This window comes from Paeniglutamicibacter sp. ORCA_105 (assembly GCF_045798545.1).
Classification (GTDB): Bacteria; Actinomycetota; Actinomycetes; order Actinomycetales; family Micrococcaceae; genus Paeniglutamicibacter; species Paeniglutamicibacter sulfureus.
The window spans coordinates 17143-43294 of sequence record NZ_JBIXLM010000016.1 but is presented as its reverse complement, the minus strand read 5'-3'; the positions used below and the strand labels follow the sequence as shown (position 1 = coordinate 43294).

21 protein-coding genes, 1 tRNA gene and 1 pseudogene are annotated in these 26152 nt (G+C 66.7%); 7 read left to right on the top strand and 16 right to left on the bottom strand.

Annotated features, from left to right (window positions below; genetic code table 11):
- Positions 1 to 185 precede the first annotated feature (185 nt).
- The 3 genes and pseudogenes from ACIPUB_RS09865 to ACIPUB_RS09855 all read left to right on the top strand — a co-directional run.
- On the top strand, positions 186 to 953 hold the full coding sequence (locus ACIPUB_RS09865; RefSeq protein WP_407607216.1) for an alpha/beta hydrolase: 768 nt from the start codon (positions 186 to 188) through the stop codon (positions 951 to 953).
- Positions 950 to 1423, top strand: a complete 474-nt coding sequence (locus ACIPUB_RS09860) for a hypothetical protein (protein WP_407607215.1) — start codon at positions 950 to 952, stop codon at positions 1421 to 1423. Before ACIPUB_RS09865 ends, ACIPUB_RS09860 begins: the two co-directional genes overlap by 4 nt.
- A gap of 150 nt (positions 1424 to 1573) precedes the next feature.
- Positions 1574 to 3376 (top strand): annotated as a pseudogene (locus ACIPUB_RS09855) (AMP-dependent synthetase/ligase); the annotation flags it as partial.
- 30 nt (positions 3377 to 3406) lie between these two features.
- Here ACIPUB_RS09855 and ACIPUB_RS09850 read toward each other — a convergent pair.
- The 3 genes from ACIPUB_RS09850 to ACIPUB_RS09840 all read right to left on the bottom strand — a co-directional run bounded on the left by ACIPUB_RS09850 (position 3407) and on the right by ACIPUB_RS09840 (position 9369).
- Positions 3407 to 4822, bottom strand: coding sequence for a mycothione reductase (locus ACIPUB_RS09850; RefSeq protein ID WP_407607214.1), 1416 nt, complete (start codon positions 4820 to 4822; stop codon positions 3407 to 3409).
- A gap of 9 nt (positions 4823 to 4831) precedes the next feature.
- Positions 4832 to 5710 (bottom strand): hypothetical protein, encoded by an 879-nt coding sequence (locus ACIPUB_RS09845; RefSeq protein WP_407607213.1) that lies wholly within the window; start codon positions 5708 to 5710, stop codon positions 4832 to 4834.
- A gap of 209 nt (positions 5711 to 5919) precedes the next feature.
- Positions 5920 to 9369, bottom strand: a complete 3450-nt coding sequence (locus ACIPUB_RS09840; RefSeq protein WP_407607212.1) for a pyruvate carboxylase — start codon at positions 9367 to 9369, stop codon at positions 5920 to 5922.
- A gap of 277 nt (positions 9370 to 9646) precedes the next feature.
- On the opposite strand from ACIPUB_RS09840, the gene ACIPUB_RS09835 reads away from it, so the two are divergent.
- Positions 9647 to 10465 (top strand): ParA family protein, encoded by an 819-nt coding sequence (locus tag ACIPUB_RS09835; protein ID WP_407607211.1) that lies wholly within the window; start codon positions 9647 to 9649, stop codon positions 10463 to 10465.
- A gap of 238 nt (positions 10466 to 10703) precedes the next feature.
- On the opposite strand, the gene ACIPUB_RS09830 is transcribed toward ACIPUB_RS09835, so the two are convergent.
- The 4 genes from ACIPUB_RS09830 to ACIPUB_RS09815 all read right to left on the bottom strand — a co-directional run bounded on the left by ACIPUB_RS09830 (position 10704) and on the right by ACIPUB_RS09815 (position 13235).
- Positions 10704 to 11285, bottom strand: coding sequence for a MerR family transcriptional regulator (locus ACIPUB_RS09830; RefSeq protein WP_407607210.1), 582 nt, complete (start codon positions 11283 to 11285; stop codon positions 10704 to 10706).
- Between the two features lie 187 nt (positions 11286 to 11472).
- Positions 11473 to 11955, bottom strand: coding sequence for a bifunctional nuclease family protein (locus tag ACIPUB_RS09825; RefSeq protein ID WP_264270761.1), 483 nt, complete (start codon positions 11953 to 11955; stop codon positions 11473 to 11475).
- A 52-nt stretch (positions 11956 to 12007) separates the two neighbouring features.
- Positions 12008 to 12757 (bottom strand): MerR family transcriptional regulator, encoded by a 750-nt coding sequence (locus ACIPUB_RS09820; RefSeq protein ID WP_407607209.1) that lies wholly within the window; start codon positions 12755 to 12757, stop codon positions 12008 to 12010.
- Positions 12758 to 12770: 13 nt separating this feature from the next.
- Positions 12771 to 13235, bottom strand: a complete 465-nt coding sequence (locus ACIPUB_RS09815; protein ID WP_407607251.1) for an FHA domain-containing protein — start codon at positions 13233 to 13235, stop codon at positions 12771 to 12773.
- 168 nt (positions 13236 to 13403) lie between these two features.
- Here ACIPUB_RS09815 and ACIPUB_RS09810 point away from each other — a divergent pair, with 168 nt between their 5' ends.
- A complete protein-coding gene (locus tag ACIPUB_RS09810) occupies positions 13404 to 14072 on the top strand; it encodes a hypothetical protein (RefSeq protein WP_407607208.1) in 669 nt (222 codons plus the stop codon).
- Positions 14073 to 14796: 724 nt separating this feature from the next.
- Here ACIPUB_RS09810 and ACIPUB_RS09805 read toward each other — a convergent pair.
- The 9 genes from ACIPUB_RS09805 to ACIPUB_RS09765 all read right to left on the bottom strand — a co-directional run bounded on the left by ACIPUB_RS09805 (position 14797) and on the right by ACIPUB_RS09765 (position 23481).
- Positions 14797 to 14870 (bottom strand) — tRNA-Pro (locus ACIPUB_RS09805).
- Between the two features lie 84 nt (positions 14871 to 14954).
- Positions 14955 to 16493 carry a ribosome biogenesis GTPase Der gene (gene der, locus ACIPUB_RS09800; RefSeq protein WP_407607207.1) on the bottom strand — a complete coding sequence of 513 codons (1539 nt, stop codon included), beginning with the start codon at positions 16491 to 16493 and terminating at the stop codon, positions 14955 to 14957.
- A 142-nt stretch (positions 16494 to 16635) separates the two neighbouring features.
- Positions 16636 to 17298 (bottom strand): (d)CMP kinase, encoded by a 663-nt coding sequence (cmk, locus tag ACIPUB_RS09795; RefSeq protein ID WP_407607206.1) that lies wholly within the window; start codon positions 17296 to 17298, stop codon positions 16636 to 16638.
- Positions 17298 to 18401 carry a prephenate dehydrogenase gene (locus ACIPUB_RS09790; protein ID WP_407607205.1) on the bottom strand — a complete coding sequence of 368 codons (1104 nt, stop codon included), beginning with the start codon at positions 18399 to 18401 and terminating at the stop codon, positions 17298 to 17300. Before ACIPUB_RS09790 ends, cmk begins: the two co-directional genes overlap by 1 nt.
- Before the next feature lie 4 nt (positions 18402 to 18405).
- Positions 18406 to 19479, bottom strand: a complete 1074-nt coding sequence (locus ACIPUB_RS09785) for a pseudouridine synthase (protein WP_407607204.1) — start codon at positions 19477 to 19479, stop codon at positions 18406 to 18408.
- Positions 19480 to 19509: 30 nt separating this feature from the next.
- A complete protein-coding gene (gene scpB, locus ACIPUB_RS09780) occupies positions 19510 to 20139 on the bottom strand; it encodes an SMC-Scp complex subunit ScpB (RefSeq protein ID WP_407607203.1) in 630 nt (209 codons plus the stop codon).
- Positions 20136 to 21050: a segregation and condensation protein A gene (locus ACIPUB_RS09775; RefSeq protein WP_407607202.1), complete on the bottom strand. Its 915-nt coding sequence runs from the start codon at positions 21048 to 21050 to the stop codon at positions 20136 to 20138. The genes scpB and ACIPUB_RS09775 overlap by 4 nt, the downstream gene beginning before the upstream one ends.
- Entirely contained in the window at positions 21050 to 21946 is an 897-nt protein-coding gene (locus ACIPUB_RS09770) for a ParA family protein (RefSeq protein WP_372342937.1), read from the bottom strand. The genes ACIPUB_RS09775 and ACIPUB_RS09770 overlap by 1 nt, the downstream gene beginning before the upstream one ends.
- A 218-nt stretch (positions 21947 to 22164) precedes the next feature.
- Positions 22165 to 23481 (bottom strand): cation:dicarboxylate symporter family transporter, encoded by a 1317-nt coding sequence (locus ACIPUB_RS09765; RefSeq protein WP_407607201.1) that lies wholly within the window; start codon positions 23479 to 23481, stop codon positions 22165 to 22167.
- 201 nt (positions 23482 to 23682) lie between these two features.
- On the opposite strand from ACIPUB_RS09765, the gene ACIPUB_RS09760 reads away from it, so the two are divergent.
- The gene (locus tag ACIPUB_RS09760) at positions 23683 to 25374 is read left to right on the top strand and encodes an ATP-binding protein (RefSeq protein ID WP_407607200.1); all 1692 of its coding nucleotides are present in this window, start codon (positions 23683 to 23685) and stop codon (positions 25372 to 25374) included.
- Between the two features lie 59 nt (positions 25375 to 25433).
- Positions 25434 to 26144 (top strand): response regulator, encoded by a 711-nt coding sequence (locus ACIPUB_RS09755; RefSeq protein WP_407607199.1) that lies wholly within the window; start codon positions 25434 to 25436, stop codon positions 26142 to 26144.
- The last annotated feature ends 8 nt before the right edge of the window (positions 26145 to 26152 follow it).

Genomic DNA, 26152 nt, shown 5'->3' with positions numbered 1-26152 from the left:
AACCCACCGAGAAACCGTGCGCGCGGCGCACCGGGACATGCCCGGAGACCTGGTGTTGATCACGTGGTTCTCGGTTAGGCTCTAACTGTAGGCAAAACTACGCCATGGGTCACACTTGGCACGACGCGGTGACGTCCGAATCAGGTGTCCCAGCCCCCTCCGATCCTCGCAGGAGCACGCTCCCCATGCCAGAGACGCCAGCGGCCCCCGGCCCCAACGCTCCGTTCCACCATGCCGGGACAAACGGCGCGGCCGTCCTGGTGCTCCACGGATTCACGGCCGGCCCGGCGGGACTGCTGCCCTGGGCCGGGGCCTTCGCGGATGCCGGATACACCGTCAGCCTGCCGCTGCTGCCCGGTCACGGCACGCGCTGGCAGGACCTGGCCGCCACGAAGCACACCGCGATCATCGATGCCGTGCGACAGGAATTTGCGACGCTGGCCGCCACGCACCGGCGCGTGTACGTCGCCGGGCTTTCCATGGGCGGCGCCCTGGCCCTGCACCTGGCATCGACCCATGCGGTGGCAGGGCTCGCGCTGGTGAACCCCGGGCTGACCCTGGCCTCCCCGTTGGCGCCCTTCACCGGGGTACTGCGCCATCTGTCCCCGACCGTCGCGGGGATCGCCAACGACATCGCCAAGCCAGGTGGAGACGAGCACGCCTACGCCCGCACCCCGGTCGCGGGGGTGCATGAGCTGCGCAAGCTCTTCAGGGAGACCATCAGCCGGTTGCCGCAGGTCAAGGCCCCGGTCCTCGTGTTCCGCTCAAACACCGACAACGTAGTGCCCGAATCCAGCCTGGACGTGTTGTGCGCCCGGCTCGATGCCGGTGTCCACCTGGAGGTGAACCGGTTGACTCGCAGCCGCCACGTGGCCACGCTTGACTATGAGGCGGAGTCGATCTTCGCCCGTTCCATCGCGTTCTTCCAGGAAGTTGAAGACAGCAAGCCATGACCAACCCCATGCACGAGCCGGCCGAATCCGGCGATTCCGACGATTCGGTGTGGGAAGACCTGGTCCGCCGGCTGGAGGCGACGCCCGGCGATCCCACGGAACCCGTTTCCGGCGACTCCCCCGCGCCCCCGGTGCCGGGCACCGCCGCCCCACGCGGTGTGGACCCGGGGCTCTTCAGCATGCACCCGGCGCTGTCCGGTCCGCGCGACCACGACCTGCCCGACGAGGACGAAGGCTCCTTTGTCCCGGAGGATCCACCGGCCCTGGGATCGGGAAACCCGCTGTTGACCCTGGCCTGGTTCTGCGCCGCGGGTGCCCCGATCGCACTGCTGCTGTTGGCGATCTTCTGGCGACGGGCACCCATGCCGCTGTGGATCGGGCTGGTCGTGGTGGCGGTGGCCGCCGCGGTGTTCCTCTTCGCCCGATTGCCGCGCCACCGGCAGGAGGGCGACGACGGTGCCCGCGTGTAGCCGCGCCGGAATTTGTTGCGAAGCGTGCCAAATACCCGTAAGTTACCTGTCAGTAAACAATGTGTGACCCGAACCACTATGATGGGTGACATGGGGGAAGAGGGGTTGGCGGGCACGCCCAACACCGCCCCGGAACCGAAGGAGCTCCAAATGCAGGAATTAGCCGTCCCTCCGCTGGTGGAGAACCCGCCGCAGACCAACATCACCGACCTGCTCCTGCGCCATGCCCGGTCCGCCGCCGACCCGGCATTGCTGTCCAAGCCGGGCCCGAACGGGACCTGGATCGACATGCCGGCCTCGGAGTTCGCGGCGGAGGCCTCCGCCCTGGCCAAGGGGTTCATCGCCTCCGGCATCGCCCCGGGGGCACGCATCGGCCTGATGGCCCGCACCCGCTACGAGTGGACGCTCGTCGACTTCGCCATCTGGTTCGCCGGCTGCGTCACGGTTCCGGTCTACGAGACCTCCTCCCCCAGCCAGGTCGCCTGGATCCTGGGCGATTCCCACGCCGTTGCCGCCGTCGTCGAGGCCCCGCGCCATGAGACCGTCGTGCGCCAGGCCGCCCACCAGGAAGGCCTGGAGCAGCTGGAACATGTGTGGCAGATGGACGGGAACGGGCTCGATGCCCTGCGCGAGGCCGGCAAGGACGTTGACGACGCGGCCTTGGAGGAGCGTCGCTCGGCCGCCGGGCTGGACTCGCTGGCCACCATCATCTACACCTCCGGCACCACCGGGCGGCCCAAGGGCTGCGAACTGACCCACTCGAACTTCGTCGAGCTCAGCGACAACGCCGCCGCCGAGCTTCCCGAGGTCGTCTACCCGGGCGCCGCAACCATCATGTTCCTGCCGCTGGCCCACGTCTTCGCCCGCTACATCTCGGTGCTCGCCGTGGCCGGCGGGGTCAAGGTGGCCCACACCGCCGACGTGAAGAACCTGCTGCCCGACCTGCAGTCCTTCCAGCCCAACTTCATCCTCGCCGTGCCGCGCGTGTTCGAGAAGGTCTACAACTCCTCGATGCTCAAGGCCGAGGACGCCGGCAAGGGCAAGATCTTCCACGCCGGCGCCGACACCGCCATCGCCTTCTCCCGCGCCGAGCAGGAGGGCAAGGTCCCGCTGGGCCTCAAGCTCAAGCACAAGCTCTTCGACGTGCTGCTGTACGGCAAGATCCGCGCCGCGATGGGTGGGAAGGTCGTGCACGCGGTCTCCGGCGGCGCCCCGCTGGGCGAACGACTGGGGCACTTCTTCCACGGCATCGGGCTCACGGTGCTGGAGGGCTACGGCCTGACCGAGACCACCGCCCCGATCACGGTGAACACCCCCAAGAACCTGAAGATCGGCACCGTGGGGCGCCCGCTGCCCGGCAACGCGGTGCGGATCGCGGAGGACGGCGAGATCCTGGCCAAGGGCTTCTGCGTGATGCGCGGCTACTACAACCGCCCGGACCTGGAAGCGGAGACCTTCGCCGACGGCTGGTTCCGCACCGGGGACATCGGCGAGCTGGACGAGGAAGGCTTCCTTCGCATCACCGGACGCAAGAAGGAAATCATCGTCACCGCCAGCGGCAAGAACGTGATCCCGGCACTGCTGGAGGACCAGATCCGTGCCGACGCCCTGGTCTCCCAGTGCGTCGTGGTCGGCGATGCCCGACCGTTCATCGCCGCGCTCATCACCCTGGACGCGGATGCGCTTCCGGGCTGGCTGCAGCGTCACCACCTTCCGGCCGAGACGACGGTGGCCCAGGCCGCAGAGCTGCCGCAGGTCCGCGACGCGATTGCCGCGCTGGTGGAGAAGGCCAACGGCGCAGTCTCGCGCGCCGAGGCCATCAAGGAGTTCCGCATCGTGCCCACCGACTTCACCGAGGACTCGGGGCACCTGACCCCGTCGCTGAAGATCAAGCGCGCCCAGGTGCTCAAGGACTACGAGGCGGTGCTCGAGGACATCTACGCGGGCTCCAAGCCGCGCGTCTTTTGCCTTGCCCGGCTGCTCCTACAACGGGTCCGAATCGCCGACCGGCACGCCGAGGCCAAGCAGGGCGTTTTCCACGACCTCGCTCAGCGCCGGGTGGATCCAGAACGGCTCGCGGGCCATGGTGTTGACCGACATGCCACTGACCATCGCCTGGATGAGCGGCTGGATCAACAGCGAGGCCTCATGGCCCATGATGTGCGCTCCCAGCAGGAGTCCGGTGTCCTTGCGGGCCAGCAGCTTCACGATGCCCTCTTCGTCCTCCATGGCCCAGCCGTAGGCGGTGGAGCCGTAGGGCTGGATGACCGAGAGCACGGCCTCGTCCCCGTGCTCCGCCCGGGCCTGGGCCTCGGTGGCACCGACGGAGGCGATCTGCGGGTTGCTGAACACCGCTGCGGGCACTGCCCGGCGGTCCATGGGGCGCATGGCGTCGGGGTTCTCCAGGTTGTGGGTCACCACGCGCGCCTCGCGGTTGGCCACGTGCTTGAGCTGCTCGGTGTTCGCCGCGTCGCCCAGTCCGAAGATGCCCTGCACCGGTTCTCCGGAAGCCAGCACGCGCTGGTATTCGTCGACCACCAGCGAGCCGTCATCCCGCAGGTCGAACCCGAGGTCGGCCACGCCGAGCCGGTCGGTGTTCGGCGTCCGGCCGGTGGCCACCAGCACCACGTCGGCTGCCATCTCCAGGGGCTTCCCGTCACGCTCGAGACGGACCAGCAGTCCGTCCCCGTGCTTCTCGATGCCCTGCACCGCCGCGTTGAGCTCCACGCCCCAGCGCTTGGTGGCGGCCCGGGTGAAGGCAGCTGAAATGTCGGCGTCCTGCCGGCGCATCAGGGCGCCGGAGCGATTCACCTGGATGACCTCGCTGCCCAACGCGGAGAAGACCGCTGCGAATTCGCTGGCAATGTAGCCGCCGCCCAGGATCACCATGCGCCGAGGCAGCTCGTCCAGGCGCATGACGGTGTCGGATGTGTGCACGCCGGGCAGATCGATGCCGGGGACCTCGGGCAGGACCGCGCGCGATCCGGTGGCGATGACGATGTTGTCCGCGGTGATGCTCTGACCGCCGGCCGTGTTCAACTCGTTGCGCGAGATGAAGGAAACGTGCTCGGTGTAGAGCGTGACGTTCTCCAGCTCGTGGGCCCGGTAGTTCTTGCCGGATTCGGAAATGGAGTCGATGCGTCCGAAGATCCGATCCCGCAGGCCGGCCCAGTCGGCCCCCTCGAACGTCATCGACACGCCCAGGCGCTTGGCCTCGGCGACGGAAGCCGCCAGCTGTGCCGGGTAGACGAACATCTTGGTGGGGATGCAGCCGACGTTCAGGCAGGTGCCGCCGAAGGTGCCGGCATCGATGATCGCCACCTGCTTGCCGTCCCAGTGTTCGGTGATCAACGAGTTGCCGGATCCGGATCCGATGATTGCCAGGTCGTAATGTGCCATGGTGGGTGCCTAGTGCTCCTGAACGATGGTGGAAATTTCGTGGACAAGTTGGTCGATTGCCTGCCGTGCCGCCCGGCGCGGGGCCCTTGACACCGTCGCGGGGAGGGACAACGCCGGGTCAAAGGGCAACAGGGTCACCGGCCGGTCAAGGTCCGCCGGGAGCTGCAGCTCCCCACCCTCCGCCGCTCCGATGTTGATCGCGAAGAGCGTGCGCGCCGGCAGGTCCGGCCTGCCGTTGGCCTCAAGCCAGCGCAGCTTCTCCCCCAGTTCCGCGGTCATGCCCGGGTCCGGCGGGCAGACGAGCACCAGCGCATCTGTGTCACCCAGCATTCCGGCAAAAGCGGCGCGGGCCAGGCCGGGACCTGCAGTCCGGAACCGCCATCCCTTGCCCTCGGTCCGGCGCTCGAGGGCTGCGGCCAGTGTCGCGGCGCCGGCATGCTCGACCAGCGAGAGCACCGTGATGACCTTGTGGTCGCGGGAAATCGGTGCCGGGGCTGCGGTGGGTTCGGGGGCCTCGGATGCTGCGGAAGCGGACGCCTCCGGCGTTCCTTCCTTCGGCGCCGTGTCCGCGTGGGTGTCGAAGTCGGCGTCGTTCTCCGGAAGATCTCCGGAAGCGGGGAGGGTCGCGTCAGCATCGGCAGGTTCGTTGGTCTCCGCTGCCGAGGGCGCCGGGGCTTCGACTGCCGGTGCCTCGGTCGCCGGGGCTTCCTGTGCCGATTCATCCCCCGTTTTGGCCGCGGGCCGGGCGTCTGTGTGTGTGGCTGTGGGTACACCGGCAGGGGCGGGTTGGGCCGGCGCTGCGTCGCCGGCGGATCCGGATTCCGTCCGCGCCGACCGTGACAGCCGCGCGAATATTCGTGAAATAAAGCCTGCACGTTTGATGGCCATGGATCCCACTCCTTCCAACGGCGTTCCGGGTTAGGTTCGCCGCCTGTTCGTTGCCGCTGGTGCATCCACTGGCAATTGGCACCCTAACACGCAAGTGAGGATGGACCCGTCCCAGGCCCCCGGAATCGGGGCGGGCGGGTCCATCCTCGCGCGCGTTTCATGCTTGTTTGCGGTGCCGGCCCCCCCAAGGGATGGCCGGCACCGTGTGGCTATGCCGGGTCGATGACCACCAGCAGGTCCCCGCCCTGCACCTGGGCGGTGCCGGCGATCGCCAGGCGGGCCACGGTGCCGGCGACCGTGGAGGTGATCCCGGCCTCCATCTTCATGGCCTCGATGGTGGCGACGGTACCGCCGACCTCGATGCGGTCGCCCACGGCCACCTGGGCGGTGACGGCGCCGGCGAACGGAGCCGCAACATGCCCGGGGTTCGCCGAGTCGGCCTTCTCCGCGGCAACCACCGTGGATTCCACCGATGCGTCGCGCACCATCAGCTGGCGGGACTGGCCGTTGAGCGTCACCGTCACGGTGCGCAGGCCCTTCTCGTCGGCCTCGGAGATCGACTGCAGGATCACCAGCAGTCGCACGCCCTTGCCCAGGGACACCACGTGCTCGCGGCCCTTGACCAGGCCGTAGAGGTAGTCGCGGGTGTGCAGGACCGACAGGTCCCCGTAGTTCTCCACGCTCGCGGCAAAGTCGCGGGTCGGGCCGGCAAAGAGCAGGCGGTTCAGCGTGGCGCGGCGGGTGGCCGAATCTGCGTTCAGCGCGTCCGAGTCCTCAGCCGAAAGCTCCTCGACGTGCGGGCGCACGACGCGGCCCTCCAGGGCCTTGGAACGGAACGGCTCCGGCCAGCCTCCCGGAGGATCGCCCAGTTCCCCGGAGAGGAACTGGATGACCGAGTCCGGGATGTCGAAGGACTTCGGGTCCTTCTCGAACTCGGCCGGGTCCACGCCCATGCCCACCAGCTGCAGGGCGAGGTCGCCGACGACCTTGGAGGACGGGGTCACCTTGACCAAGCGGCCCAGGATGGCGTTGGCCGCGGTGTACATGTCCTCGATGGCCTCGAAGCGCTCGCCCAGGCCCAGCGCGATGGCCTGCTGGCGCAGGTTGGAGAGCTGGCCCCCGGGGATCTCGTGGCGGTAGACGCGGCCGGTCGGGGCGGCAAGCCCGGATTCGAACGGTGAGTACATGGTGCGCACCGATTCCCAGTAGGGTTCCAGCGAAGCTGCGGCCTCCAGGGAGATGCCGGTGTCGCGCTCGGTGTTCTCCAGCGCCGCGATCAGCGCGGAGGCCGATGGCTGGGAGGTGGTCCCGGACATCGATGCAGCGGCGACGTCCACCGCGTCGACCCCGGCGTTGATGGCCGCCAGCAACGTGGCCGACTGGCCTCCGGCGGTGTCGTGGGTGTGCAGGTGCACCGGCAGGTCGAAGCGCTCGCGCAGGGCGGTGACAAGCTTCGCCGCCGCGGCAGGGCGCAACAGGCCGGCCATGTCCTTGATCGCCAGGATGTGCGCCCCGGCGTCCACGATCTGCTGAGCCAGGTTCAGGTAGTAATCCAGCGTGTACAGGTCTTCGGCCGGATCCAGCAGGTTGCCGGTGTAGCACAGGGCCACCTCGGCCACCGCGGTGCCGGTCTCCCGGACCGCCTTGATGGCCGGGGCCATCTGCGAGACGTCGTTCAGCGCATCGAAGATGCGGAAGATGTCGATGCCGGTGGCCGCCGCTTCCTTCACGAAGGCGTCGGTGACCTCGGTCGGGTACGGGGTGTAGCCCACGGTGTTGCGTCCGCGCAGCAGCATCTGCAGCGGGATGTTCGGCAGCTCGGCGCGCAGCAGCGCCAGGCGCTCCCACGGGTCCTCGCCCAGGAAGCGCAGCGACACATCGAAGGTCGCGCCTCCCCAGACCTCCATGGAGAAGAGCTGTGGCATCACGTGCGCGTAGGCGGGTGCCGCGGCCAGCAGGTCACGGGTGCGCACGCGGGTGGCCAGCAGCGACTGGTGGGCGTCGCGGAAGGTGGTGTCCGTAACGGCCACCGCCGTCGAGTCGCGCAACGCCTTGGCGAAGCCCTCCGGGCCGAGTTCCAGCAGGCGCTGGCGCCAGCCGGCGGGCGGTGCCTGGTCCGAGGGACCGTCGAACGGGCTGCGCTCCGGCTCGGTGGACTTGTCCCCCGGGAATGCCGGAAGCTTCTTGCGCGGGTCGATGCCCTCGACGCGGGCGCCGTTGGGCTGGTTGACGGTGACATCGGCCAGGAACGCCAGTGCCTTGGTGCCGCGGTCCTGGGACTTCTTCCCGGCCAGGAGCTCCGGGTGCTTGTCGATGAAGTCCGTGGCGGCTTCCCCGGCCAGGAAGGCCGGGTCGTCGAGCACGTTCATCAGGAACGGGATGTTGGTGGTCACGCCGCGGACGCGGAACTCGGCCAGCGCACGGCGGGCCCTGGCCACCGCGGTGGCGAAGTCGCGGCCGCGGCAGGTGAGCTTGACCAGCATCGAGTCGAAGTGCGGGGAGACCTCGGCGCCGGTGTAGATGGTGCCGCCGTCCAGGCGCACGCCCGAGCCGCCGGCAGAGCGGTAAACCGTGATGGTTCCCACGTCCGGGCGGAAGCCGTTGGCCGGGTCCTCGGTGGTGATGCGCGATTGCAGGGCGACACCGCGGATTTGCAGGTCCTCCTGGCGGATGCCCAGGTCCTCGAGGGTCTCGCCGGCTGCAATGCGCATCTGCGCCTGCACCAGGTCGACGTCGGTGATTTCCTCGGTGACGGTGTGCTCGACCTGGATGCGCGGGTTCATCTCGATGAACACGTGCTGCCCGGCGCGCTCGCCCACGGTGTCGACCAGGAACTCAACGGTTCCGGCGTTCTGGTAGTTCAGTGCCTTGGCGAACTTCACCGCATCGGCGTACAGCGCCTGGCGGATGTTCTCGTCCAGGTTCGGTGCCGGGGCAATTTCGATGACCTTCTGGTGGCGGCGCTGCAGCGAGCAGTCACGCTCGAAGAGGTGCACGATGTTGCCGTGCTCATCAGCCAGGATCTGGACCTCGATGTGGCGGGGGCGCAGGACTGCTTGCTCCAGGAACACCGTCGGGTCGCCAAAGGCGCTTCCGGCCTCACGCATTGCAGCCGAGAGCGATTCGGCTAGCTGGTCACGGGTGTCGACGCGGCGCATGCCGCGGCCGCCGCCGCCTGCCACTGCCTTGACGAAGATCGGGAACCCGATCTTGTCGGCCTCGGCGGTCAGGTACTCAAGGTCGTCACTGGGTTCCGAGGACTCAAGTACCGGAATGCCCGCCGCGCGTGCCGCGCGCAGTGCTGCAACCTTGTTGCCCGCCAGTTCGAGGACCTCGGCGGCCGGGCCAATGAACTTAATGCCCGCTTCGGCGGCAGCCCGCGACAGGTCGGGATTCTCGGAAAGGAATCCGTAGCCCGGGTAAATGGCATCCGCGCCGGCTTCCTTGGCGACGCGGATCACCTCTTCAACGTCCAGGTAGGCACGGACCGGGTGGCCCTCTTCGCCAATCCGGTAGGCCTCATCGGATTTCTGGCGGTGGATCGAGTTGCGATCCTCGTAGGGGTAAACGGCGACAGTCTTCGCGCCCAGCTCGTAGCCGGCGCGGAAGGCGCGAATTGCGATCTCGCCGCGATTGGCTACCAAGATCTTCTTAAACATGGCGCTCCTGCGAAATGACATAGGGATGAATGACACGCACGAATTTCAGGGTCTGAGTTCGTGTTTGCGGGGCAGAACGTGTGTTTCGGCGCCCAACGTCACACACTACCGTGACGGGGCGCACGTATCGCAAAAGATTGCGGCAAGCACGAAACAGTGGTGTCAGGTGGTCGTTCGAACCCGTGGCGGCAAAGGAACCAGAAGCCGATTATGATGTTGAGGGAACCAATCGTTAAGACGTGAGCAACTAACAGTAGAAAAGGGCGTGGTCCGTTCCGTGCAGGTAGTGAGCATTAGCAGCCTTAAAGGTGGCGTAGGGAAGACCTCCGTTACATTGGGGCTCGCTTCGGCCGCCCTAGCCGCTGGTATCCCCACACTCGTGATCGACCTGGACCCGCACGCCGATGCCAGCACCGGTCTGGGCGTGCGCGCCGACGGCAAGATGACCATCGGCCGGATGCTGAAGGCCGCGCGCAAGGCGAATCTGTCCGAAAACATCGTCTCCAGCTCCTGGCAGTCCAAGGCCGTCTCCAAGCGTTCGCTGACCCGGGTCCCGGTGCTGGATGTCGCGGTCGGCGACGCCTACACCGGCATCTACGACCGGCCCGACCTGCGAGCCCGCGATTTGCGCCGGCTGACCCAGCTGCTTTCCAAGACCTCCGGTTACGCGCTCGTGCTCATAGACTGCCCGCCATCGCTCAATGGCCTGACGCGGATGGCATGGAGCGCCAGTGACCGCATCTTGCTGGTTGCCGAACCCTCGTTGTTCTCCGTGGCCGGTACCGAGCGCACGCAGCGTGCCTTGGAGATGTTCCGCAAGGAGTACGCGCCGGATCTCGGCCGCATCGACGTGGTCGCCAACCGAGTGCGCAAGGATTCTGACGAGCACCGCTTCCGCCTGACGGAAATGCGTTCCATGTTTGGCACCTCCGTGCTGAGCCCCGAGCTTCCCGAGTTCGCGGACTGGCAGCAGATCCAGGGAGCCGCTTACTCGGTGCACCAGTGGCCGGGCAGGCCCGCGCAGAAGACGGCGGTGCTCTTTGACGAGTTGCTGCGCAACATCACCGATACCGCTGTGAAGCCGGGACGCAGCTAGCCTTCGCTTCACCGAATCGTCGAACCACTGTCCCCATCCTAAAAACCGCTCCGCTAATCGCCTGGCCAATGTCCGGTCGGCGAAGGGCGGTTTTTTGATGGGCGGATTAGACCATGCCAGGGCTCTCCCAAGCCCAAGGCGGGCATGAAAATGGACGGGGTCGGACGCTGCCTGTCTGCGCCTGGGCGCAGCGGCGGCATCCGACCCCGTCCGCAAGAATTCGTGTCTTGGTGCGGGCCTAACTGGCGGAGCGCTTCGCGGCGCGGCGCAGAGCCAGCTCGTCCTCCGGGAAGTCAGTGGCACGCTCACTGGGCAGCTGCGACAGGGATCCCTCGACCTCACGCCACACTCGCCCGACGGCGATGCCGAACACGCCTTGTCCCCCTTGGACCAGGTCAATCACTTCGTCTGCGGACGTGCACTCATATACCGAGGCCCCGTCACTCATCAAGGTGATCTGGGCAAGGTCTTCCACCCCGCGCTCGCGAAGGTGACCGACGGCAGTCCGGATCTGTTGCAGGGATACGCCGGTGTCCAGCAGCCGTTTGACGACCTTGAGCACCAGGATGTCGCGAAAGCCATAGAGGCGCTGGGATCCCGAGCCCTTGGCACCGCGCACGGCTGGTTCCACCAGACCCGTACGGGCCCAGTAGTCGAGCTGGCGGTAGGTGATGCCTGCCGCCTTGCAGACAATGGGGCCCCGGTAACCGGCGTCCTCGTCGAGGACCGGCAGGTCCTCGGTGAAGAGGAGTCCTTGGGTATTGCGAAGGGACGCGGCGTGCGCCGGTGAGGCCGCGTGTTGGTCGTCCGTGGGATTCATTGGAATCTCCTTGCTCAAGCATCCCCGTGCGGGAAAGAGGGCTGCCGGGTGTGGAACGACTCCGTTGCGAGTGAAACCGAAATCCGAGGACGGCAAACCTTGGGAACTTATGCTTCGACGGTACGACTACATTGGGGCTGCGTCAAAGACCTTCAAGCTTAACTTGAGGCGTGTCGCGGACGGTCGTCTATTTATCGAAATCTTCCGGCTCGACCTCGTTGAGGAATTCACGGAACTCACGCACCTGGTCCTCCTCCCCCTCGGCGACTTCGGCGTCCTCCGAAACCATGACGGAGGCCTCGTCTAGCACCTGGTCGTCACACAGTATCGGGCATTCCGCCCGGAGTGCCAGGGCGATGGCGTCGGAGGACCTGGCGTCGACGCGCACGTCGTCGGCAAAGACCAGCTCCGCGGTGAATACGGCGTTGAGGACCGAGACGATCTCCACTCTCACCAACGGCGCGTGCAACGCCTGCAGGGTCGAAATCATCAAGTCGTGGGTCAGCGGACGCGGCGGGATGATGCCCTGCTGGAACATGGCGATGGCTGATGCCTCGGGGGCACCAATCCAAATGGGCAGGTGGCGTTGGGTATTGGCTTCCTTGAGCAGGACAAGGGGCTGGTTGGAGGGAAGCTCTATGCGAACTCCCACAACTTCAAGTTCTTGCATGGTTCGCTCCTTAACCCGGGTCGCTGCAACTTGCAGTGACCGTTTGTCCGGCCTAGTGGTCCAACTTGGCGATGGCACCGTTGACCAGGGCACCATGCAATGCCATGCAGGCATCGCTTATTTCGCGGGCGGTCTCCGCCGCCCTGGCACGCGACGCCACATCTCCGCGGCTCATGTGCGGAGCCACGACACGTTCCACCAATCCCACTTCGCGATCGGCCGCTGCGCGGAAGGCCCGCAAGTGGCGCGGCTCGATGCCGTGCGCCGCAAGCGCAGCTGAAGCCGCGGCAATCTTCTGCGCATGCTCATCGAAACGCTCGTTTTCCGACGCGATCATGCCAAAGGCCAGGAGGTCATTGACCAGCTCAGGGCTGGCGCCACACAGCCCCTGCAATTCGGACTTGGTCACCGGGCGGGTGCGGGCAGCCAGGTCCTGGGTCATCTGTTCGCTGATGCTTCGCGGTGCCAGGGTGTGCCCGCCGGGCAACTGGTCCGGCCGTTCGCCTCGGTCTACCGCGTCCAGGTAGTCCTTGATGACCTTCAGTGGCAGGTACTGGTCGCGTTGCAGGCCCAGGATGAAGCGCAGTCGGCCGACGTCGTCGGGCAGGTACTTGCGGTAACCCGCCGAGGTGCGTTGCGGGGTCAGCAGTCCCTTTTCCTCGAGAAAACGGATTTTCGACGCCGTGACCTGCGGAAACTCATCATGAAGCTCCGAAAGGACCTCGCCGATATTGAGCGCAACGGCGCGCTGGGTATCGCCGGCAACAACTGCCAGTCGCGGGTTTCGGGCTGCCTGGTTCACTACGATGTCCTGCTTAGTCGCGGATGTTGGCCGGGTTGTTGGGCAGTGCGTTATAGAAGGTCAGTCGGAATTTTCCGATCTGCACCTCCGAGCCGTTGGCAAGGCGCACCGAATCCACCCGGTCGTTGTTGACGTAGGTTCCGTTCAACGAACCACTGTCGACCACGCTGAATCCTGAAGCATCACGAATGAATTTTGCATGCTTTCGCGAGACAGTCACGTCATCAAGGAACACGCCGGCGTCCGGATGGCGTCCTGCCTGGGTCATATCCTGGTCCAGCAGGAAGCGTGCTCCCTGGTTCGGTCCGGAGTGCGCGATCAACAATGCGGAGCCTTCCGGCAGCGCGGAGACGGCGGCGCGTTCTTCAACACTCAGACCGTAGAAGACAACTGGTTCACGCGTTACCGGCGGCAAGGCAATTCCCGTTGTTTCGGTAGACGACTCGTGCTGCTGGTTAGGCACCTGAGCTTCAGCCATTTCCGGTCCTCCAAAAATCTTTCTCATAATTCCCTGTGGACGTTGCCCGGCCCCAAAATGGGGCAATCGTCCTATCACCAGATTAGCCTACTAGCCACCGGTCGGTTTTCGTGAATAACCAGGCAGTTAATCTCCACAGTTGCGCGGTCGGCATGGGAGGATGCAGGCATGCCTGATTTCGAGAAAATAGACCAGTCACCCACGGTGGCCACCCAGCAGGCCGAGCCCAAGCCCCGATGGGGCCTGCGGATTGGGCTGGGCGTAGCAGGGGTCGTGCTGCTGGCGATCGTCTACCTTGTCGTCCGCCTGTTCCTGCCCGTTTGGTGGGCCACGAATATCGGCAATCAAACCCAGGGGTCACTGAGCAGCGGAATCATCCTTGGACTCGTGTATGGCTTTGTCTTCACCTTCGTTCCCCTGCTCATTGTCTGGCAGGCCCGGTACAAAAAGGTGTCATGGCCGTGGAAGACAGTGATTGTCATAGTCGCTATCCTGCTCGCGATTCCGAACTTGCTGACATTGAGCATCTACGCGAATTCATCCAGTGCTGCCGCCAAAGCCAGGTCCATGATCGACATCAGCGCCACATATTTCCCGTCGTGGTCCATTGGCGGTGCGGGAGCAGCCCTGGTGCTTTTCCTGGGCATCGCCGCGTTCTGGCACCTGTGGCATTCCCGTGGCAAGAAGATGAAGGCCATGAAATCAGACATGAAGACCCAGGCCGCACTACGGGACGCCGAGCCTTCCGCCCCGGCTGCCGAATCGAGCCGGGACGATTCCCGGCCCGTGGCCTGGTCGCCGAAGGAGCACCCCGAGCATCGCAAGTCCACCAACTGACACCCTGTGCCGCCTGACGGCATATAGCGGCGCCTCTCCGAGCGTCTCCGCCCATCCGGCGTGAGGCTTGGCGGGGCGCCGTTGGCGTCTGCCCGATCCTTGCCCTTTGAACAGGGCGGGGTCGAACTGCCCCATTTGCCCGCCCCCACACGGACGGGCAGCCTCAACAGGGCGCCAGGGGGGTTAAGAGGTGACACGCGCCATCTGCGGAGTGCGGCCAACTCCCGGCAGGGCATTTCACAGGCGAACCACTACCGCACCCACCCGAGAGAAAGTCCCGGGACAATTCGCCGCGACCCTAGACATGGCCAACGTCTTCACCTTAGTCTTGGTCAATAGCTTTCAGTGAACGCTATTGGCGGATCCCCAATGGCCGCCGGACGTACCCATGTCCGCGATGCGGATTCCCCCAAGGTCCACATCGCAAATGAGCCCCACCGGTCTATCAGGTGGGGCTCATTCATGCGTTGAGCCGGTTTTGGCTTGGGGGCGTCTTTTACCCGCCGTCCCCCAATAGGCTGGTGAAAGCCTGTTCGCAAGACGGCGTGTCCACGGCTTTTGGCTGTCAGCTTCACAAGCGCCTGAACGACTCATCCTCCCGCGTCGAGGCTCCGGCAATTATCGAAGTCGCACAATGCCAGGGACGAACAGCGAAAGTCACCGAGACATGGAAAAACCCCGGCAGTTCAACGCTACTTCGTTGAACTGCCGGGGTTCTAACCGGTCGGGCTAGCGGGATTCGAACCCACGGCCTCCTGACCCCCAGTCAGGCGCGCTACCAAGCTGCGCCATAGCCCGGTTGCTTTCGCAGCCGTTCTCCCTCACTCTCGTGAAGGTGCCGTCTGCGAAAAGCTCCGTGATTACCCTACCCTATTTTTTGGGCTACTTCGAACGCTGGCGCTTTTCGCGCACCCGCATCGACACTTCAATGGGGGTTCCCTCGAAGCCAAAGGTCTCGCGAAGCCTGCGGGTAATGAATCGGCGGTACCCTGGATCCAGGAAACCTGTGGTGAACAGCACAAATCGCGGCGGACGCGAAGAGGCCTGGGTGCCGAAGAGAATACGCGGCTGCTTGCCTCCGCGCAGGGGGTGCGGGTGCGCCGCCACAAGCTCGCCCAGGAAGGTGTTGAGCTTACCGGTGGAGATGCGCTTGTCCCAGGATTCCAGGGCCGTGTGCAGGGCGGGAACGAGCCTGTCCTTGTGCCAGCCGGTCTTGGCCGAGATGTTCACGCGAGGTGCCCACTCCACGTGCGCCAGATCGGTCTCGATCTCGCGCTCCAGGTAGCGGCGGCGGTCATCGTCCATCAGGTCCCACTTGTTGAACGCAAGCACCAGGGCACGGCCCGAGTCGATGGTCATCTGCAGGATGCGGACATCCTGCTCCGAAAGGACCTCGTCGACTGCCAGCAGCACGACGGCGACCTCGGCCTTTTCCAAGGCGGCCTGGGTGCGCAGCGAGGCGTAGTAGTCAGAGCCCTGTGCCATGTGCTGGCGGCGGCGGATTCCAGCGGTGTCAACGAAGCGCCAGACCTCGTCGCCGAGTTCGACGAGCTCGTCGACAGGGTCGCGGGTGGTGCCGGCCAGGGTGTCAACGACCACGCGCTCGGAGCCGGCCATCTTGTTCAGCAGCGAGGACTTGCCCACGTTCGGGCGGCCGACCAGCGCAATGCGGCGCGGGCCGCCGCGCGGGATGATCCCGCCGAAGGCGGAGTACTCGGGAAGCTTGGCCACCACGGCATCAAGCAGGTCGGCCGCGCCGCGGCCGTGCAGGGCAGAGACCGGCCAGGGCTGGCCGAAGCCAAGGCCCCAGAGGAACGACGCGTCGGCTTCCTGGTTGGCGTCGTCGACCTTGTTGGCGACCAGCAGGACCGGCTTCTTCTTCCGGCGCAGCATCTTGACCACTGCCTCGTCGGTGGCGGTCGCGCCGACGCGGGAGTCAACGACGAAGAGGATGACGTCGGCGATGTCGGCGGCGACCTCGGCCTGCTCGGCCACGCGGGCGTGGATGCCCTTGGCGTCGTGCTCCCAGCCGCCGGTGTCGACGACGGTGAAGTTGCGGCCGGCCCATTCGGCCTGGTAGGACACGCGGTCGCGGGTCACGCCCGGGACGTCCTCCACCACTGCCTCGCGGCGGCCCAGGATGCGGTTGACCAGCGTGGACTTGCCCACGTTGGGTCGCCCGATGATGGCCAGCACCGGCGGGATGATCTCGTCGGCGTCGTCGTCGAAGTCATCGCCCAGGTGCGCCAGCAGTTCGGCGTCTTCCGGGTCCAGGTCGTAGTCATCGAGGCCGGCCAGCAGCGCGGTGGCGCGTGCGTCGGCATCCTCGTCGCTGATTTCGGCCAGGCGGTCGGCGATGTGGTCCTCGTTGTTGAACGGGACGTACTCGGCGCCCTCGTCCGGAAGCAGGCTCTCACTCATGGTGTGGTTCCTTTGCGTTGCGTGCCTCCACCAAACGCGGAAGCCGGTATCAATTCAAGCATGTACCCCGCCTTGGCGCGCAGCATTGGCTGTGCACCGGGGCGGGGGTGGTGATCCGCCGGCGGCGGATCGGGAGGTTCTATTAGTCGGCCTGGGCCTTGATGGCCTCGAGCACGGCTGTCACCGTTTGCTCGAAGTCCATCTCCGAGGAGTCCACGGTGGCCACTCCGTCCGCGGCGACGTGGAAGTCCACCACCGTCGAGTCCTTGGCGTCGCGGACGAGCACCTGTGCCTGCAGCTCGGCGTCCGACTGGGTTCCGCCAAGCTGCAGTCCGCGGCGGCGCAGGCGCGCCTCCTCGGAGGCGGTGAGCAGGATGCGGGCGTCGGCGTCCGGGGCCACCACGGTGGTGATGTCCCGGCCCTCGGCCACGATGCGTTCGTGCGCGGCAATGATGGCCCGCTGCCGGGCGACCAGCTCGGCCCGGGCGGCAAGGTTGGTGGCCACCGCCGATACGGCCTCGGAGACGAACGGTTCGCGGATCGCCTCGGTCACGTCGGTGCCGTGGATGGTGACGCGTTCCACGTCGGGATCGGTGGAGATGAACAGGTCGGCCGCCTTGACCGCGGCGGCAACCGCCTCGGCGTCGGTGAGGTCCGTGCCGGCATCCAGCGCGTGCCAGGTCACCGCGCGGTACATTGCGCCGGTGTCGAGGTAGGCGGCGCCCAGGCGGCGCGCCGTTTCCTTGGATACCGAGGACTTGCCGGACCCCGAGGGGCCGTCGACTGCAACCGTGATTTTCCGCATTACTGCACTACCTTCCATCCAAGTGCACTGAGCACCGTGATCAATTCTTCCCGGCGTCCGGGGATGACGGAGATGTCTACCAGGCCGACCTGGTGCCCGGCGGAGTGTTCCATCCGCAGGTCTTCCATGTTGATCCCGGCGTTCCCGACGTCGGCCAACAGCCTGGCAACCTGTCCGGGCTTGTCCTTGACCGCGACGGTGACCAGTGCGAAGGCCTGCGGCGGGGCGCCGTGCTTGCCAGGGATCCGGGCCTGCCCGGCGTTGCCCTCCCCCATCAGCTGGGCGAGGTCTAGCAGCGCACCGGGGGCCGAGGGATCCTCGAGCGTGGCGACAAGCCGCTGAAGGTCCTCTTGCATGCCACGCAGGATCGGCACCAGGGCGCCGGCATTGTGGCTGAGGATCTGGATCCACAGCTTCGGGTCCGAAGCCGCGATCCGGGTGGTGTCGCGCAACCCGTTCCCGGCAAGCGCGAGCGAATGCCCCGGCGCGTTCAGCAACCGGGAGGCAATCAGCGAGGAGGCCACCTGCGGGAAGTGCGAGATCAACGCGACCGAGGCGTCGTGCTCGGCCGCGTTCATGCGCGCGACGGTGGCCCCCAGGTCGATGGCCAGCGCCTCGGCGGTCTTCACCGAGTCGCCGCGCGATCCGGCATGGGCGCAGACGACCCACGGCATGGAGGTGAACAGCTCGCCGCGGGCTGATGCCGGGCCGGAACGTTCGCGCCCGGCCATCGGGTGCGTGCCCACGTAGCGGCCCAGGTGTTCCTCGGTGATGCGCGGATCCTTCCGCACGGCATCGAGGATCGAGCCCTTGACGGAGGCGATGTCCACCACGGTGGACATCGGGAAGTCGACCAGGGCCTGCGCCACGACCGCGGCGGTGACGTCCGGCGGGGCCCCGACGACAACCAGTTCGGGTGCCAGCGGGCGTCCGGGGACGTGAATGGTGCCCGCGCCGATGTCCTGCGCGACGGTTTGTGCGCTGGGCGAGGGGTCGGCAAGCCAGACGTTCAGTCCGCGCTGGCTCAACCCCAGCCCGACGCTGGTGCCCAGCAGCCCGGTGCCGATGACCAGAATCGGTCCGGCCAGGTGCGTGGTGGGCATGTGGCTACATCCCCACCATTGCCAGCAGGTGCCCGACTTCCTGGTTGCCCAGCGGCCGGATGGTGCCCTGCTTCTGGTCGCCCAGGCGGATCGGGCCGACCTGGACGCGGACCAGGCGGGTCACCGGGTGGCCGACCTCCTCGAAGAGGCGGCGGACGATGCGGTTGCGGCCCGAGTGCAGGATGACCTCCACGAGCACGTGGCCCGGGGTGGAGTCGACCAGCTTGAAGGAATCGACCGACTGCCAGCCGTCCTCGAGCTTGATGCCCTTCTTCATCTGCGCGCCGATGCCGGCGGCCATCGGTCCGCGGACCTGCACCAGGTAGGTCTTGGGGACCTCGTAGGACGGGTGGGCCAGCCGGTTGGCGGCCTCGCCGTCGTTGGTCAGGATCAGCAGGCCCTCGGTCTGGTAGTCGAGGCGGCCGACGTGGAAGAGTCGCTCCTGGCCCTTCTTGCGGATGAAGTCCGAGATGCACTTGCGGCCCTCGGGGTCTTCCATGGTGGAGACGACGTTGCGCGGCTTGTTGAAGACGAAGTAGCGCATGTCGGCGTTCAGCTGCAGGCGCATGCCGTCCACGTGCACGGTGTCGCGCTCGGGGTCGATGCGGATGCCTGCCTCGGTGATCAGCACGCCGTTGACCTCGACGCGGCCGTTGGCGATCATTTCCTCACAGACGCGGCGCGATGCCACACCCGCGTTGGCCATGACCTTCTGCAGGCGCACGCCCTCGAGATCGGAGTGCGCGGCGGCTGCCTGGGCCCGCTGCGTGGGCTTGGTGCGCTCGGTGTTGACCGGGCCGAGGTTCTTGCCGAAGCGTTCCTTGCCGAAGGCCTGGGGGCCGGTGTACTTCTTCTTGCCCGGGGCACCCGACTTCTTGGACTGCTTGGGTCCGCCGTGTGCCTTGGACCAGGAACCGGCAGATGACTCGTTGCCGCCTTCGGAGCCCGAGCGCGGGTTGGACGAGCGTGGATTTTGGTTGGAACGGCCAGCACCGGTTGCTCCTCGGCCGCGGCCGTTGCCGGAGCCGGAGCCTTGTGGGCGCTGGTTGCCGCGGCCTGGGCGGGATCCCTGGTTCATGATCTGTCCTTATGTTGTTTCGTGGTTCGCCTATTGCCAGGGCGAATCAACGTCATAGTCGTCGATGTCACCCACTCCGGGAAGATGCGGGGAGAGCCTGGGCAGCTCGGAAACGCTGCCCAATCCCAATCTTTCCAGAAAGTACGAGGTGGTCTGATACAACGTGGCACCACTTTCACCGTCGTCGGGTGCTTCGTGGATCAGCCCGCGCGTCAGGAGTGTGCGCACCACCGAATCGACGTTGACCCCGCGAATCGCCGCGATCCTGCCGCGGGAAACCGGTTGCCGGTAGGCGATCACTGCCAAAGTCTCCAGCGCTGCCTGGGTAAGTCTTGCCGTTTGGCCGTCGATGACGAAGCGTGAAACGAAGGGAGCAAAATCACGTCGGGAGAAGATGCGCCAGCCGCCGGCCAATTCACGCAGCTCAAAACCGCGTGGTGTATCCCCACCATCATACTGTGCCCGCAGCTTTTCAAGGGCCGCTGTGACGCGTTCCTCACTGACCTCCAGCACCTGCGCCAGGTGGCCGGCGGCGATGGGCTCGTCGATCACCATCAGCACCGCCTCGATGCCGGCTTCCAGCCCCCCGGGCAATGCGTCGACTGCCGAGCCGGCGGCTTCGGGATGCCCCCCGGCGGCAGGTGTGGCGGTGTGGTTCATGGATTTTCCCCCTGCGGGTCTGGTGCCGGCGTGGTGGATGTCTCGGACGGTTCAGCGGCCACGGGTTCGTATTCCTCTTTCAGCGCGGCCGGGTCCCAGTCCGCATCGGGTTCAAGCCAGCGCACGTTCAGCGCATCCAACGGCGCATCCTGGGAAAAGGCGATGACCCGTTCGCGATACATTTCCAGCAACGCCAGGAAACGCGCCACGACCTCCAGGTGGCTTGCCGCGTCGGCGACCAGTGCGGTGAAGCTCAGCGAGCGGTGTTCCTTCAGCAGTGCCGCCAGGATGCCTGCCTGCTCGCGCACCGAAACGGTGCCGCCGTGCAGGTGCCCGGTCCCGACCTCGGTGGGTGCCGGTGCCTTGGGGGCCAGGGCTGCGGCGGCCAGCTGCGCCAGCGCCTCGGGGCTGGTCTTGAAGACCAGTTCGGGAAGCAGCGCGGCGAAGTGTGCCTCCAGGCCCGCCTGCCGCGGGAAGCTCGCGGCTTCCTCGTGCAGCTTCCCGGCGATCCAGCCGGCGGCGTGCTTGAACGCCTTGTACTGCAGCAGCCGGGCGAAGAGCAGGTCGCGGGCCTCGAGCAGGGCCATGTCCTCGTCGTTTTCCATCTCGCTGCCCGGCAGCAGGCGTGCCGCCTTCAGGTCAAGCAGCGTGGAGGCGATGACCAGGAATTCGGTGGTCTCATCCAGCGCCTTGGACCCCGGCCGGGCCTGGAGCAGCTTCAGGTAGGCGATGAATTCGTCGGTGACCTCTGCCATGGCGATCTGGGTGATATCCATTTCGCGCTTGGCGATCAGCGAGAGCAGCAGGTCGAAGGGGCCGGAAAAGTTTTCCAGCGAAACCCGAAAGCCACCGGCCGAATCGTCTGGGACGACTCTGCCGGTGGCGGTGGTTTCGGCGGCGGGTGCCGTCATTACGGGGCGCCGCCGCGGGAGATCAATTCCCTGGCGAGCTGGCGGTAGGCCTCGGCACCCGGGTGCGTGGTGGCGTAGCTGGTGATGGGTTCGGCAGCAACGTTGGCGTCGGCGAACTTGATGGTCCGGCGGATGACCGTCTCGAAGACGGTGTCCCCGAAGGCCTCGACCAGCCGGCCGACGACCTCGCGGCCGTGCAGCGTGCGCGGGTCGTACATGGTGGCCAGCACGCCGTCGATGGCCAGGGCGGGGTTCAGCCGGTCCTGGACCTTCTCGATGGTCTCCACCAGCAGGGCCACGGCACGCAGTGCGAAGAACTCGGCGGTCAGCGGGATGATCACGCCGTGGGCGGCCGTCAGCGCGTTGACGGTCAGCAGGCCCAGCGAGGGCTGGCAGTCGATGAGCACGATGTCGTAGTCGTCGGTCACCGAGCGCAGGGCACGTTCCAGGACCTGTTCGCGGGCGACTTCGTTGACCAGCTGCACCTCGGCGGCGGAGAGGTCGATGTTGGCCGGCAGCAGGTCGACGTTCTCGACATCCGTGCCCAGGATGGCGTCGCGGATCTCGGTCTTGCGGTCCATCAGCACGTTGTAGACGGTGACGTCGAGTTCGTGCGGGTTGGTGCCGAAGCCTGCGGACAGGGCGCCCTGCGGGTCGAAGTCGACCAACAGCACCTTGCGCCCGTATTCGGCCAGGGCCGCCGCGAGGTTGATGGTGGAGGTCGTCTTGCCGACGCCGCCCTTTTGGTTGACCATGGCGATCACGCGGGCCGGGCCGTGGGATTCCAGTGGCTGCGGTTCGGGGAAAATCGTCATCGGGCGCCCGGTGGGCCCCATGGGGGTGGGCTCCTTGAGCAACCCCACGCCTCGCGCCTTGCTGCCCTGTTCCTCGCTCACGGTATGAACCACGCTTCCGTTCGTTGTGCGATCTGGTTGACTACTTGTTTCAAGGGTATAGGTTGTGCACCGGCCTTTGCCCAATCGGCGTCACGGCGAGCCTTTACCTTGAAGTTGAAGTCCAACGTTGGGTTCGGTGCCGGACGCACCAGCGCCAGGGCCCCGGATTCGGGGGTCCCTGGCGCTGGTGGCAGGTGCCGCGGACAAGCGGCGCCGGATTAGTGCTCGTTGGCGGTCAGCGAGAGCTCGTCGAAGGGACGGTCCCCGGCAAGCACCGAGCGCGCCTGCTCCATGTCGATCTCCTTGGTCCACTTGCCGATCAGCAGCGTGGCGACCGCGTTTCCGGTGAAGTTGGTCAGTGCGCGGGCCTCGGACATGAACTTGTCGATGCCCACGATCACGCCCATGCCGTCAAGCAGTTCCGGGCGGTGCGACTGCAGTCCGGCCGCCAGCGTTGCCAGGCCGGCGCCGGTGACCCCGGCGGCGCCCTTGGAGGCGACGATCATGAAGACCAGCAGGGAGATCTGCTCGCCGATGTTCATCGGCATGCCCATGGCGGTGGAAACGAACAATGCGCTCATGGTCAGGTAGATCGCGGTGCCGTCGAGGTTGAAGGAGTAGCCGGTGGGAACCGTGATGCCCACGACCGGCTTGGAGACCCCGGCGTGTTCCATCTTGGCGATCAGGCGCGGCAGGGCGGACTCGGAGGATGAGGTGGAGAAGATCAGCAGGTATTCGCGGGCCAGGTACTTCATCAAGGCGAAGATGTTCAGGCCGGTCACGGCGCGCAGCAGCGAGCCGAGGATCACGATGATGAACAGGGCGCAGGTGATGTAGAAGGCACCCATGAGGATGGCCATGGAGCCGATGGCCGCCCAGCCGGTGGCGCCGACGACCGCGGCGATGGCGCCGAAGGCGCCGATCGGGGCGGCCCACATGATCATCATCATCAGGCGGAAGACCACGGCCTGGATGTTCTTGATGGCACCGAGCACCGGCTCGCCGCTCTTGCCCATGGACTGCAGGGCGAAGCCCACGAAGAGTGCCAGGACCAGGGTCGGCAGCACCGGGATGTCGCCCGGGATCAGCTCAAGCAGGAACTTGACGGTGGCGTTTTCGGCTCCGCCGGCGGCACCCTCATAGGGCTGCAGCTGCAGGCCGGAGCCCGGGTGGACCAGGTTGCCGACGAACAGGCCGATGGCCAGGGCGAAGGTGGACATGGTGATGAAGTAGAGCAGCGCGAGCCCGCCGACCTTGCCGACCGTGGCGGCCTTGGCGATCGAGCCGATGCCCAGCACGATGGTGCAGAAGATGACAGGTGCAATGATCATCTTGATCAGGGCGACGAAGCCGGTGCCCAGCGGCTTGAGCGCCTTGCCGAGGTCCGGGGCCACCAGGCCGATGGTGGCGCCGGCGACCACGGCAACGATCACCATGATGTACAGCCAGTGGGTGCGGTCCTTCTTGCGCGGTGGTTCCTGGTTCCCGATGGGGTCCCGGTCCAGGACTCCGCTCGATGCCGGCGTCGTTGCCATGATGGCTCCTTCTGGAAAATGTTGCTGCGGTGTGGGGTGGCGGCGATTGGATGCGCCGTGAGCTCTTCATCCATGGTGGGGCCCGGAGTGATCGAGATCTCTCTTGTGTTCATAATGGTCATGGCCGGTTTGTTGACGTGCCACCCTTGAGGTGCGCGTTGTGCGCCACCGAGGAACCACACGAAGAGGGGGAAGCCGCCCATGCCAACAGCCGATCGCCGCTCCCCCGCAGCGCATCCGCGCGGCCGCGGCCCGTATTCGCTGGCCGCCCGCATCTTCGTCGCGCAGCTGGCGCTGGTGGCACTGGTGGTGTCGGTGGTCAGCGCCGCGGGCTACCTCAATGCCCGCGCCCAGGCACACGATTTCGCCGCCAAGCGGGTGCTGTCTGTCGCCGAGACGCTGTCGCACGATCCGTTCGTGATCGACGGGGTGCAGCTTCCCGACCCGTCGGCGGCACTGCAACCCTTTGCGGCGCAAATCCTGGAACACGCCCAGGTGGATTTCGTGACCGTCATGGACACCGACCGCACCCGCTACACCCACCCCACACCAAGCGAGATCGGGCGCAAGTACGTGGGCAGCGTCGAGCGGGCCCTGGCCGGGGCCAGCCAGGTGGAGGACTACCCCGGCACCCTGGGCCCCTCGGTGCGCGCCATCGCCCCGATCCGCGACCCCGGCGGAAACGTGATCGCGATGGTCTCGGTGGGCGTGACCCTGCAGTCCCTCAGTGTCACCCAGGCAGCCATCATTCCCGCCACGCTGCTGGTGGGGCTGCTGGCGGTGGGCCTCGGGGGCGTGTTCACCTATGCGCTGTCCCGCTACCTGCACCGCGCCACCCTGGGCTACGGCCCGGAGGAATTGCGCCGGCTCTACGCCTACTACTTTTCCGCGCTGCATTCGCTGCGCGAGGGGCTGGTCCTGGTCGATGCCAAGGGCCGGCTGGTGCTCTACAACGACCAGGCCGCCCAGCTGCTGGGCCTGCCGCCCGCTGGTTCGCTGCGCCCGCTGCCGGTGACGCAGGTGGGCCTGCCCGAGACGGTTGCCGAGCTCTTTGCCTCGGGCCGGCGCGCCACCGACGAGATCCACCTGACCCAGAACCGGGTGCTGGTGATTTCCCAGCAGAACGCCGAGCAGCCCGATTCGGATCCCGGGGCACGGGTGCGCTGGACGCTGCGCCGCAAGCAGGTGGAGAGCTCGCTGGGCACGGTGGCGACGCTGCGCGACCACACCGAGGTCCAGGCGCTGACCGGCCAGCTCGAGTCCCTCACCACGCTCACCGAGGCGCTGCGCGCCCAGACCCACGAACACGCCAACCGGCTGCACACCGTGGCCACGCTGATCGAGCTGGGGCGCGAGCGCGAGGCGCTGGAGTTCGCGGTGGCGGACAGGCAGGAGTCCCAGCGGCTCACCGACGAGTTCGTGCAGGCCGTCGACGAGCCGTACCTGACCTCGCTGCTGGTGGGCAAGGCCGCGCAGGCCCACGAACGCGGCATCACGCTGACCATGTCAGCCTCGGGCCGGCTGCCCGCCGGCGCGCTGGATGCCAGGGACCTGGTGACGATCACCGGGAACCTGCTGGACAACGCCTTCGATGCCGCGGCCGGGTCGGAGCAGCGCCGCGTCTGGGCCGACTTCGCCGCAGACGAGGAATCCGTGGTGGTCTCGATCGCCGATTCCGGGCCTGGCGTCGACCCGGATTTGCTGGACGAGTACTTCCGGCTGGGCGTTTCCTCCAAGCCGGTGGCCTCGGGCAGCGGATCGCGCGGGCTGGGGTTGGCCCTGGTCCGCCAGGCGGTGGCACGCCTGGGAGGGTCCCTGGAAGTGGATAATGATGCCGGGGCCATTTTCACCGTGACGCTGCCGCTCTCCCGGCCGGCGCGTTCCGCGCCCTAAGCCGCCGGCGCCCGCCCCCTTGTCCGCCCCACACCACGACCCCCAGGAAGCACAGGTACATGGATCCGCACAGATTGCTCCGCGTTCTCGTGGTTGACGACGAGGCCACGACCGCCGCTGCGCATGCCAAGTTCGTCGGCCGCGTCCCCGGCTTCGAGGTGCACGCGATTGCGCACAGCGGCAACGAGGCCTTCGCAGCCCTGGATGCGGCTCAGGAGGCCGGCACGCCCATCGACCTGGTGCTGCTGGACATGAACCTGCCGGACTTGCACGGATTGGACGTGGCCCGTCGGGTGCGCGGACGCGGCAACACCGTGGACATCATCGCGATCACCGCGATCCGGGACCTGAACGTGGTGCGCACCGCCATCTCCGCGGGCGTGACCCAATACCTGATCAAGCCCTTCGGCTTTGCCGCATTTTCCGAGAAACTCGAAAACTACCGGATGTTCCGCTTCAACCTGGGCACCACCGGCCAGTCGGCCTCCCAGGAGTCGATCGACAACGCCTTTGCCGCTCTGCGTTCGGTCGGCCCGGCCCCGCTGCCCAAGGGGCTGATCACCGAGACCCTCGGCGCCATCGCCGAGGCCCTTCGCTCGGCGAGCGCGGCACTCTCGGCCACCGAGGTATCAGAATTGCTGGATCTCTCCCGCGTCACCGCACGTCGCTACCTGGAGCACCTGGCAGAGACCGGGCAGGCCGCCAAGGCCCCGCGGCACGGGACCCGGGGGCGCCCGGAGTACGAATACAGCTGGCGCCCCAAGGCGTAGGCCGCCCC

Bases quoted from the DNA above. Each gene is read 5' to 3' on its own strand.
- ACIPUB_RS09865 (WP_407607216.1), top strand. From the start codon at position 186: ATGCCAGAGACGCCAGCGGCCCCCGGCCCCAACGCTCCGTTCCACCAT.
- ACIPUB_RS09860 (WP_407607215.1), top strand. From the start codon at position 950: ATGACCAACCCCATGCACGAGCCGGCCGAATCCGGCGATTCCGACGAT.
- ACIPUB_RS09850 (WP_407607214.1), bottom strand. From the start codon at position 4,822: ATGGCACATTACGACCTGGCAATCATCGGATCCGGATCCGGCAACTCG.
- ACIPUB_RS09845 (WP_407607213.1), bottom strand. From the start codon at position 5,710: ATGGCCATCAAACGTGCAGGCTTTATTTCACGAATATTCGCGCGGCTG.
- ACIPUB_RS09840 (WP_407607212.1), bottom strand. From the start codon at position 9,369: ATGTTTAAGAAGATCTTGGTAGCCAATCGCGGCGAGATCGCAATTCGC.
- ACIPUB_RS09830 (WP_407607210.1), bottom strand. From the start codon at position 11,285: ATGAATCCCACGGACGACCAACACGCGGCCTCACCGGCGCACGCCGCG.
- ACIPUB_RS09825 (WP_264270761.1), bottom strand. From the start codon at position 11,955: ATGCAAGAACTTGAAGTTGTGGGAGTTCGCATAGAGCTTCCCTCCAAC.
- ACIPUB_RS09815 (WP_407607251.1), bottom strand. From the start codon at position 13,235: ATGGCTGAAGCTCAGGTGCCTAACCAGCAGCACGAGTCGTCTACCGAA.
- ACIPUB_RS09810 (WP_407607208.1), top strand. From the start codon at position 13,404: ATGCCTGATTTCGAGAAAATAGACCAGTCACCCACGGTGGCCACCCAG.
- der (WP_407607207.1), bottom strand. From the start codon at position 16,493: ATGAGTGAGAGCCTGCTTCCGGACGAGGGCGCCGAGTACGTCCCGTTC.
- cmk (WP_407607206.1), bottom strand. From the start codon at position 17,298: ATGCGGAAAATCACGGTTGCAGTCGACGGCCCCTCGGGGTCCGGCAAG.
- ACIPUB_RS09790 (WP_407607205.1), bottom strand. From the start codon at position 18,401: ATGCCCACCACGCACCTGGCCGGACCGATTCTGGTCATCGGCACCGGG.
- ACIPUB_RS09785 (WP_407607204.1), bottom strand. From the start codon at position 19,479: ATGAACCAGGGATCCCGCCCAGGCCGCGGCAACCAGCGCCCACAAGGC.
- scpB (WP_407607203.1), bottom strand. From the start codon at position 20,139: ATGAACCACACCGCCACACCTGCCGCCGGGGGGCATCCCGAAGCCGCC.
- ACIPUB_RS09775 (WP_407607202.1), bottom strand. From the start codon at position 21,050: ATGACGGCACCCGCCGCCGAAACCACCGCCACCGGCAGAGTCGTCCCA.
- ACIPUB_RS09765 (WP_407607201.1), bottom strand. From the start codon at position 23,481: ATGGCAACGACGCCGGCATCGAGCGGAGTCCTGGACCGGGACCCCATC.
- ACIPUB_RS09760 (WP_407607200.1), top strand. From the start codon at position 23,683: ATGCCAACAGCCGATCGCCGCTCCCCCGCAGCGCATCCGCGCGGCCGC.
- ACIPUB_RS09755 (WP_407607199.1), top strand. From the start codon at position 25,434: ATGGATCCGCACAGATTGCTCCGCGTTCTCGTGGTTGACGACGAGGCC.